10 protein-coding genes are annotated in these 7,592 nt (G+C 64.6%); 8 read left to right on the top strand and 2 right to left on the bottom strand.

The features are described 5' to 3' along the window. Nucleotides 1-540, top strand: a 540-nt coding sequence (locus tag HNP51_RS16775; RefSeq protein WP_260398545.1) for an EF-Tu/IF-2/RF-3 family GTPase, incomplete at its 5' end; no start/stop codon positions are given. Between the two features lie 130 nt (nucleotides 541-670). On the opposite strand, the gene HNP51_RS16770 is transcribed toward HNP51_RS16775, so the two are convergent. Further along, nucleotides 671-835 carry a hypothetical protein gene (locus HNP51_RS16770; RefSeq protein ID WP_184272412.1) on the bottom strand — a complete coding sequence of 55 codons (165 nt, stop codon included), beginning with the start codon at nucleotides 833-835 and terminating at the stop codon, nucleotides 671-673. A gap of 153 nt (nucleotides 836-988) precedes the next feature. Here HNP51_RS16770 and HNP51_RS16765 point away from each other — a divergent pair, with 153 nt between their 5' ends. From HNP51_RS16765 to HNP51_RS16755, 3 genes are all read left to right on the top strand, one after another. Continuing rightward, nucleotides 989-2,140 (top strand): GNAT family N-acetyltransferase, encoded by a 1,152-nt coding sequence (locus tag HNP51_RS16765; RefSeq protein WP_184272415.1) that lies wholly within the window; start codon nucleotides 989-991, stop codon nucleotides 2,138-2,140. Nucleotides 2,141-2,160: 20 nt separating this feature from the next. Further along, nucleotides 2,161-3,069: a transcriptional regulator gene (locus tag HNP51_RS16760; protein WP_184272417.1), complete on the top strand. Its 909-nt coding sequence runs from the start codon at nucleotides 2,161-2,163 to the stop codon at nucleotides 3,067-3,069. A 101-nt stretch (nucleotides 3,070-3,170) separates the two neighbouring features. After that, nucleotides 3,171-4,067: a GIN domain-containing protein gene (locus HNP51_RS16755; protein ID WP_184272421.1), complete on the top strand. Its 897-nt coding sequence runs from the start codon at nucleotides 3,171-3,173 to the stop codon at nucleotides 4,065-4,067. Nucleotides 4,068-4,226: 159 nt separating this feature from the next. Here the strand turns inward: HNP51_RS16755 and HNP51_RS16750 are convergent, their stop codons facing one another. Then, the gene (locus HNP51_RS16750; RefSeq protein ID WP_184272424.1) at nucleotides 4,227-4,976 is read right to left on the bottom strand and encodes a porin; all 750 of its coding nucleotides are present in this window, start codon (nucleotides 4,974-4,976) and stop codon (nucleotides 4,227-4,229) included. A 598-nt stretch (nucleotides 4,977-5,574) separates the two neighbouring features. Between HNP51_RS16750 and rpsJ the strand changes: the two genes are divergently transcribed. Genes rpsJ through HNP51_RS16730 form a run of 4 tightly spaced genes read left to right on the top strand, consistent with a single transcriptional unit; the run spans nucleotide 5,575 to nucleotide 7,592 of the window. Beyond that, the gene (rpsJ, locus tag HNP51_RS16745) at nucleotides 5,575-5,880 is read left to right on the top strand and encodes a 30S ribosomal protein S10 (RefSeq protein WP_105563630.1); all 306 of its coding nucleotides are present in this window, start codon (nucleotides 5,575-5,577) and stop codon (nucleotides 5,878-5,880) included. 22 nt (nucleotides 5,881-5,902) lie between these two features. Further along, entirely contained in the window at nucleotides 5,903-6,649 is a 747-nt protein-coding gene (gene rplC / locus HNP51_RS16740; protein ID WP_184272427.1) for a 50S ribosomal protein L3, read from the top strand. Next, nucleotides 6,649-7,287 carry a 50S ribosomal protein L4 gene (gene rplD, locus HNP51_RS16735; protein WP_184272430.1) on the top strand — a complete coding sequence of 213 codons (639 nt, stop codon included), beginning with the start codon at nucleotides 6,649-6,651 and terminating at the stop codon, nucleotides 7,285-7,287. The genes rplC and rplD overlap by 1 nt, the downstream gene beginning before the upstream one ends. Next, the gene (locus HNP51_RS16730; RefSeq protein WP_105563633.1) at nucleotides 7,287-7,592 is read left to right on the top strand and encodes a 50S ribosomal protein L23; all 306 of its coding nucleotides are present in this window, start codon (nucleotides 7,287-7,289) and stop codon (nucleotides 7,590-7,592) included. The genes rplD and HNP51_RS16730 overlap by 1 nt, the downstream gene beginning before the upstream one ends.

The following is a 7,592-nucleotide window of genomic DNA, read 5'->3' as shown; positions in this document are numbered from 1 at the left end:
GAAGACGTCTTCTCGATCTCGGGCCGCGGCACCGTGGTCACGGGTCGTATCGAAAAGGGTATCGTCAAGGTCGGCGAAGAAGTCGAAATCGTCGGTATCCGTCCGGTTCAGAAGACGACCTGCACGGGCGTCGAAATGTTCCGCAAGCTGCTGGACCAGGGTCAAGCGGGCGACAACGTCGGCGTTCTGCTGCGCGGCACCAAGCGTGAAGACGTCGAGCGCGGCCAGGTGCTGTGCAAGCCGGGCTCCATCACGCCGCACACCAAGTTCGTGGCTGAAGCCTACATCCTGAACAAGGAAGAAGGCGGCCGTCACACCCCGTTCTTCACGAACTATCGCCCGCAGTTCTACTTCCGCACGACGGACGTGACCGGCATCGTTCACCTGAAGGAAGGCGTTGAGATGATCATGCCCGGCGACAACGCCGAGCTGAACGTCGAACTGATCACCCCGATCGCCATGGATCAGGGCCTGCGCTTCGCCATCCGCGAAGGCGGCCGTACCGTCGGTGCCGGCGTGGTCGCCAAGATCATCGAGTAGTCGATGCATCCGGGTCCCCGGACCCGAACAGTAGGCGTACCGGCCTCTCCTCGGAGACGCCGCAGTATCGAGTAACAGAGCGGCCCCCGGAGCAATCCGGGGGCCGTTTTGCCGTCTGGGGCAGGGTCAGTCAGGCATTCGGCCGCCCGGTGGCGGGATCTGTCGCTGTCTGGCCCGAGTTGCTGGAGCCCTTGGCGCCGCTGGGCTCCGTGGCCGGGCGCGGAGGCTGGCCCGCCCGATCCGGCTTCTGGTTCTCGTTTTCGGTTTCACGATTGGCGGGGCGGCGGTCTGGCATGGCGGATCCCTTGTTGAGACACCTACAATGCGCGGGCCGTAGCTCCGCTCCGCTGCCGCGTTCACCATGGCTCTAAACCATGTCGAAATGCCCCGTGCTTAGAGCGGAAAGGCGGAGTGGAACTTGCTTGCCGTTTCGCTCAAAGGGGAGCCCATGTCCGGCGCACTGACTGTTGATAATCGCGATGTAGCGGGCTTGACGGCTGAGGAGCGCGCGCAGTGGTCCGCCTGGGCGGCCGATGATCCTGACCTCGCCAGCCCCTATTTCCGGGTAGAGTTCGCGGAGATCACGGCGCGCGTAAGCCCCGACTGCGCCGTGGCGGTGTTTCGGCGGGACGGCGACGTCGTCGGCTACTTCCCCTACCAGAAGCGAGGCGGAGCCATTCAGCCGATCGGCGCGCCGATGAATGACTATCACGGCGTGATCGCGCCGAGGGGCGAGGCGCCGACCCTGGCGGAAGTCGCCCGTCTGCTGGACGGCCGTCGCTTCAGCGTGAACGGCTGGGTCGGGGCCTCGACCAGGGGCATCAGGAGCGAGAGCTTCCGCACCACTATCCCCGATAACGGCGGCTATGACGCTTGGTATGCCGCCCGCCGTCAGGCCTTCGGCAAATACTTTAAAGACAAGGAGCGGGCGCGGCGCAGCATGGCGGTCGAGTTCGGCTCAGTGGACGTTCAGATCGGTTTGCGTGATCCGGCGCTTCTCGATGAACTGATCGCGTTGAAGCGTGAACAGTATCGGCGGACGGGGCGGCACGATATCTTCGCCTGTAGCTGGACCGGCGACCTGCTGCACGCCCTGATGGCGCACGAACAGGCGGATTTCGGCGCCTCTATGGCGGTGCTGCGGGCCGGCGGTCAGATCGCGGCGATGGAATACTCCCTGCACGCCGGTCGCCGGTTCCATTTCTGGTTCCCGGCCTATGTTCCAAGCCTTGCACGCTGTTCGCCGGGGATCCTGCTGAGCATGGAGACCATTCGGTTGGGGGCGGAGCAGGGCTACCGCGACTTCGACTACGGGTTCGGCGGCGAGGCCTACAAGCGCTACTTCTGCGACACGGTGCAGCCGGTGACCGAAGCCGCCTTCCTGGGGCCAGGGCTGCCGAGCGCCATCGGCGCGGCGACCGACGCCCTGTTGAGCATGGCGGGGGCGGACCGGGCGGAGGAGATTCGCAACAGCCTGCGCCGTCGCTGGAACGTCATCGAGGCGTGTGAAGTCACTGGCGTCGACCGGTTCAAGGGCGCCGCCCTGGCGGCGCGGGCCGCCTTCGCCAAGGCTATGAACCGTACGGCGGCCGCGTCATGATTATGAAAACGAGAGCACCCATGTCTGAACGCGGCACCCGCTATCCCGGCCCCATCACCGAGGCGGCCTTTCATCCGCACAGCCTGATCGCCCAGGGTTTCGCCGAGGACGCCGCCCTGGCGGAGGTGCTGGATCGCTATCCGGCGGAGTTGTTCGACATCAACCTGTACGACTACGACGACGAGGGGCAGGTCTCGCTTCGTACCGGCGCTCGGGGACGGCTGGACGGCGGTCAATTGTTGGAGGCGATCCAGCAGGGCAGGCTATGGGTCAACCTCCGCGGGGTGGAGACGGGCTGGCCTGAGCTCTGGGCGGCGGCCATGGCCGAGTACCGCCAGATCCAGCAGACCTATCCCGGGCTGAAGGCGGTCAAGAACGCCGGCCAGTTGATCCTGTCGTCGCCCAAGGCGCGGGTGCCCTATCACTTCGATGCGGCGGGGGTGGTGCTGTTCCACCTGCGCGGGCGCAAGCGCATCTTCGTCTATCCCGGCGACGAGGCGCACCTGCCAGAGCGGAACATGGAGCAGGTGGTGGCGCGCCAGACGACCGAGGAGTTGCCCTATACCCTGGCCTTTGAGGACGATGCGCGGATCATGGATCTGGAACCGGGGCAGGCCCTGACCTGGCCGCTGTATGCGCCGCACAGGGTCGAGAACCTGGACCGGTTCTGCGTCTCGCTGTCGATGGACTTCCAGACCTGGCCGTCGCGGTTCCGCAACGGGGCGCTCTACACCAATGCTGTGGTGCGCAGTCAAGGCGGCGCACCGCGCTTCACCGACCAGATGGGGCAGGGCGAGCTGGCGCTGCGATGGGCGGCTTCGCTGGCGCTGCGCCGGATGGGCGCGCTGAAGAGCCGGATCGCCCATTTCGAGCGTGACTTCGAACCGGAGGTGGGCGTGACCGACGGCGCACGCGCTCTGGGCGGCTGACCTGAAGGCCATTCCTTACAACGACTTCATGACCTCGATTTAAAATGACTTGAGGGCCGAGCGGGACCACCCTCACCTCAGATCAGGAGAGGGACACCGCCATGAAGATCGCCGTTTACGCCGCAGCCTCCGCCGCCGTCCTGGCTGCATTCGTCGCCGCCCAGCCCGCCGCAGCCCAGGACGCTGAGATCCGCAATGCGGTGGCCCGTGTCATTGTCATCCCCGAGGACCGCGCCGACATCGCAGTCGAGATCACGCCCGGTGCGGCCGATCTGCCGCAACTGACCCTCGAGCGTCGCGGCGGCAAGGTTCGTATCGATGGCGGCCTGGGCCGTCGCCGCAGCGTGATGCAGTTCAGCAGCGACAGCATCCGTGAGTGCAACAACGGTCGGGCTGATGCGCGTCAGCCCGGAGAGGGCGCGACGGTCGAGCTGCGCGGCAAGGGCCGCATCAGGCTGGAGGACGCGCCGTTGATCGTTCTGCGCACGCCGCGCGACGTGGATGTCAGCTCGGGAAGCGGCGTCTATGGTTCAGTGGGGCGCGGGGCGCGCTCGGTTGATCTGGGCGCTGGCGGGTGCGGCAACTGGACCGTGGCCAATGTCGATGGTCGATTGGAGATCGGTGTCGGCGGATCGGGAACGGTTCGGGCTGGCACGTCGCGGTCGCTGGAGGCGTCCGTCGGCGGTTCGGGGTCCATCTTCGCCGGCAGCACGGGCGAACTGGAAGCCAATATCGGCGGGTCAGGCAGCATCGTCGTGGCGAGCGTGAACGGGCAAGCGGATATCTCCATCGGCGGCTCGGGCGACGTGACGGTCCGGGGTGGTCGCGCCTCGTCGCTGGAAGTGGCTGTCGCCGGATCGGGGAATGTTCGCTTTGACGGTACGGCCAGCAGCCTGGACGCCTCGATCGCCGGGTCGGGCGATGTGCGCGTGGCCGAGGTGACCGGACCGGTGTCACGCTCGATCGTGGGTGCGGGCGAGGTGCGCATCGGACGCTGATCCGCCGGCCCTCGCCGCGAGAGAAGGCCCGGGAGCGTGGAACCCCCCGGGCCTTTTTCGTGTCTGGAAAACAGCCGAACGACAACCAAGAAAAAGCCCCGGCGGATGGCTCCGCCGGGGCTTCTCTTTTCCGACCGAGGTCGGAGGTGTCCGCGAGGCTTAGAAGCCGAACGCGGTCGGCAGGCCAGCCAGGGTGCGGCCCAGGTTGGCGCCGGCGCGGTCCAGCGACTGCAGCGTGCCACCGAAGTTGTAGCGAGCGCCGATCATGAAGATGTCGGCGTCGACGTCGACGTTAGCAACGTCGGTCGAGACGCGCTGGTACGTGCCGCTGACGCTGAACGGGCTGTTGGCGAACTGATACTCAGCGCCGGCGCCGTAGGCCCAGGCGTCGACGTCGCCCAGATCGGTGTCGACGTTCGAGTACGAGACGCCGGCGTTCAGGCGGAACGACGGGTTGATGTAGTAGGCGGCGTCGCCGCCGATGGTCCAGGCGTCGCCCATGTCGGCGTCGGTGTAGGACACCAGGCCGGTCAGGGTGGCCGAGGCCAGGTACTTCTGAACTTCAGCGCCAACGGTGAAGGTTTCGTCGTCGCCGATGTCCGACACCGACACGAAGCCGCCAGCGCGCAGGTCGGCGCCGAAGGTCTTGGTCAGGTGGGCGGCGGCGGCGGCCGTGGTGTCGTCGCCGAAGTCGCTGTCAGCGTAGTTGACGGCGCCGTTGACGGTCACGGTCCATTCCGGAGCGACCTTGAAGGCGCCGACGCCGTCCAGGTTAGCGCCGTCGGTCTTGAAGCCTTCGGTGTCGGTGTGGACGTAGGCGATGCCGGCCGAGCCGACAGCGTCTTGAGCGAAGGCCGGAGCGGCGATCAGGGTCGCGGCGGCGACGGAGGCGAGGAAGACGGTTTTCATTGTGATTATCCTTTTTATCGTTCCGCCAAGGTTTGCACCTCGGCGAGACAGCGCAGATAGGCCGCGTTTCGCCGCTTAGCTGTAACGAACTTGTCATGTTTGGGCGGTTTGGGGCCGATGTTGCCTAAGTGTGACGCATTGCGGCATGTTTGCGTCACTACCTGGCGCGGGAATGCGGCGGACCCTTAACGGCGCGGTCATGTGGCCCAGCTTTGGCCTCAGGGGTTAAGGGAAGGGGGCGATCCCGGCGTTGGCGGGGCCCTTATATAGAGTGCAGCGGACCCGGCCGGCCGGCGTTGGCGATATGTCTCAAACCCCCGCGCCGCCACGGTTTGAGCGCTTGACGAAAAAGGAATCGAAGGGCATAAGCACGCTTCTTGTTGGACCGGCTGTGCACTTTCGGGTGCAGACGCGGTTCGCAGGGACGACCTAAGTTACTGTTCTTTGCAGCATTCTTGGGACTTCAATGGCCTTCGCGGTTAGCTGCGTGGGCCAATCGTTTTTGCGGATTTGCGTTCCTTGGGGCTCTGCCCGAGGCTTCGGTCTTTGAAATGGTTCACAGGGACGCGGTTCCGACCGCTTGGGAATAACAACCGATATGGATCAAAGCATCCGCATCAGGCTCAAGGCCTTCGATCATCGCGTCCTCGACTTTTCGACGCGCGAGATCGTTAACACCGCTAAACGCACCGGGGCGACCGTTCGTGGTCCGATCCCGCTGCCGACCCTGATCGAAAAGTTCACCGTGAACCGCTCGCCGCACGTCGATAAGAAGTCGCGCGAGCAGTTTGAAATCCGCACGCACAAACGCGTGCTCGACATCATCGACCCCACCCCGCAAACCGTGGACGCGCTCATGAAGCTCGACCTGTCGGCCGGTGTGGACGTCGAGATCAAGATTTAAGAAGAAAGAGGCGGGATCCGACATGCGTACGGGCGTGATCGCCAAGAAACTGGGAATGACGCGCGTCTTCGCTGAAGACGGCGCACATATTCCGGTCACGGTTCTGCAGCTTGATGGCTGTCAGGTCGTGGGTCAGCGCACTCAAGAGCGGGACGGCTACGTCGCCCTGCAACTGGGCGCCGGAACCAAGAAGGCAAAAAACACCAACAAGGCTCAGCGCGAAGTTTTCGCCAAGGCCGAAGTTGAACCTAAGCACTATGTGACCGAGTTCCGCGTTGACGCGGAAGGTCTGCTGGACGTGGGCGCCGAACTGTCGGCTGAACACTTCCTGGTGGGTCAGAAGGTCGACATCCAGGGCGAAACCATCGGTAAGGGCTTTGCCGGCGCCATGAAGCGCTGGAACTTCGGCGGCCTGCGCGCCTCGCACGGTGTGTCGGTGTCTCACCGTTCGCACGGTTCGACCGGCCAACGCCAAGATCCGGGCAAGACCTTCAAGGGCAAGAAGATGGCTGGCCACTACGGTCAGGAAGTCGTCACCCAGCAGAACCTGACCGTCGTCCGCGTGGACGCCGAGCGTGGCCTGATCCTGATCAAGGGCGCTGTCCCGGGTCACGACGGCAGCTACGTCAAGGTTCGCGACGCCGTTAAGAAGGCTCGCCCGGCTGACGCTCCCTTCCCGGGCGCCGTCAAGTCGGCCAAGGCTGCTCAACCCGCCTCGACCCCGGCTGAAGCGCCGGCCGTTGAAGCGACCGAAGGCGGTGAAGCGTAATGAAACTCTCTGTCATCAAACTCGACGGCAAGGCTGCCGGCGACGTGGAACTGTCGGAAGCCGTCTTCGGCATCTCCGACATCCGCGGCGACCTGCTGGCTCGTTACGTCAACTGGCAACTGGCCAAGCGCCGCGCCGGTACGCACAAGGTTCAAACCCGCAACGAGAACTCTCGTACGGGTAAGAAGATGTACAAGCAAAAGGGCACCGGCGGCGCTCGTCACGGTTCGCGCCGTGCACCGCAGTTCGTTGGTGGTTCGCGCGCCTTTGGTCCGGTCGTTCGCGACCACGGCTACTCGCTGCCGAAGAAGGTCCGCGCCCTGGCTCTGCGTCACGCTCTCAGCTCGAAGGTCAAGGCCGGCGATCTGATCGTCGTCGACACCGTTTCGATCAAGGAAGCCAAGACGGCTTCGCTGCGCGAAACCTTCGGCAAGCTCGGTTGGACCAAGGCTCTGATCATCGCTGGTCCGGAAGTTGAAACCAACTTCGGCCTGGCTGCTCGCAACATCCCGAACATCGACGTGCTGCCGAACGCCGGCCTGAACGTCTATGACATCCTTCGGGCCGACAAACTGGTGCTGACCAAGGCGGCTGTTGAAGCCATCGAGGCGCGCTTCGCTGAGAAGGAAGCCGCATAATGGCCGCCGCTCAACCCACCGCCAAACACTACGACACCATCCTGGCTCCGATCATCACGGAAAAAGCCACGATCCTGTCGGAGCAGAACAAGGTTGTCTTCCGCGTCGCCGGTACGGCGACCAAGGACGAGATCGCTGCTGCGGTCGAAAGCCTGTTCAAAGTCAACGTCCTCAAGGTCAACACCCTGGTTCAAAAGGGCAAGACCAAGCGCTTCCGGGGCATTCTGGGCCGTCGCGTGGACATCAAGAAAGCGATCGTGACGCTGGCCGATGGTCAGTCGATCGACGTCACGACGGGGCTCTAA

This window comes from Brevundimonas bullata (assembly GCF_014207965.1).
Classification (GTDB): Bacteria; Pseudomonadota; Alphaproteobacteria; order Caulobacterales; family Caulobacteraceae; genus Brevundimonas; species Brevundimonas bullata_A.
The sequence above is the reverse complement of the archived record's forward strand: the minus strand, read 5'-3'. Positions and strand labels throughout refer to the sequence as shown.

What these genes read in the sequence shown, in the direction of transcription:
- HNP51_RS16770 (WP_184272412.1), bottom strand. Translation starts at nt 835, where the DNA reads ATGCCAGACCGCCGCCCCGCCAATCGTGAAACCGAAAACGAGAACCAG.
- HNP51_RS16765 (WP_184272415.1), top strand. Translation starts at nt 989, where the DNA reads ATGTCCGGCGCACTGACTGTTGATAATCGCGATGTAGCGGGCTTGACG.
- HNP51_RS16760 (WP_184272417.1), top strand. Translation starts at nt 2,161, where the DNA reads ATGTCTGAACGCGGCACCCGCTATCCCGGCCCCATCACCGAGGCGGCC.
- HNP51_RS16755 (WP_184272421.1), top strand. Translation starts at nt 3,171, where the DNA reads ATGAAGATCGCCGTTTACGCCGCAGCCTCCGCCGCCGTCCTGGCTGCA.
- HNP51_RS16750 (WP_184272424.1), bottom strand. Translation starts at nt 4,976, where the DNA reads ATGAAAACCGTCTTCCTCGCCTCCGTCGCCGCCGCGACCCTGATCGCC.
- rpsJ (WP_105563630.1), top strand. Translation starts at nt 5,575, where the DNA reads ATGGATCAAAGCATCCGCATCAGGCTCAAGGCCTTCGATCATCGCGTC.
- rplC (WP_184272427.1), top strand. Translation starts at nt 5,903, where the DNA reads ATGCGTACGGGCGTGATCGCCAAGAAACTGGGAATGACGCGCGTCTTC.
- rplD (WP_184272430.1), top strand. Translation starts at nt 6,649, where the DNA reads ATGAAACTCTCTGTCATCAAACTCGACGGCAAGGCTGCCGGCGACGTG.
- HNP51_RS16730 (WP_105563633.1), top strand. Translation starts at nt 7,287, where the DNA reads ATGGCCGCCGCTCAACCCACCGCCAAACACTACGACACCATCCTGGCT.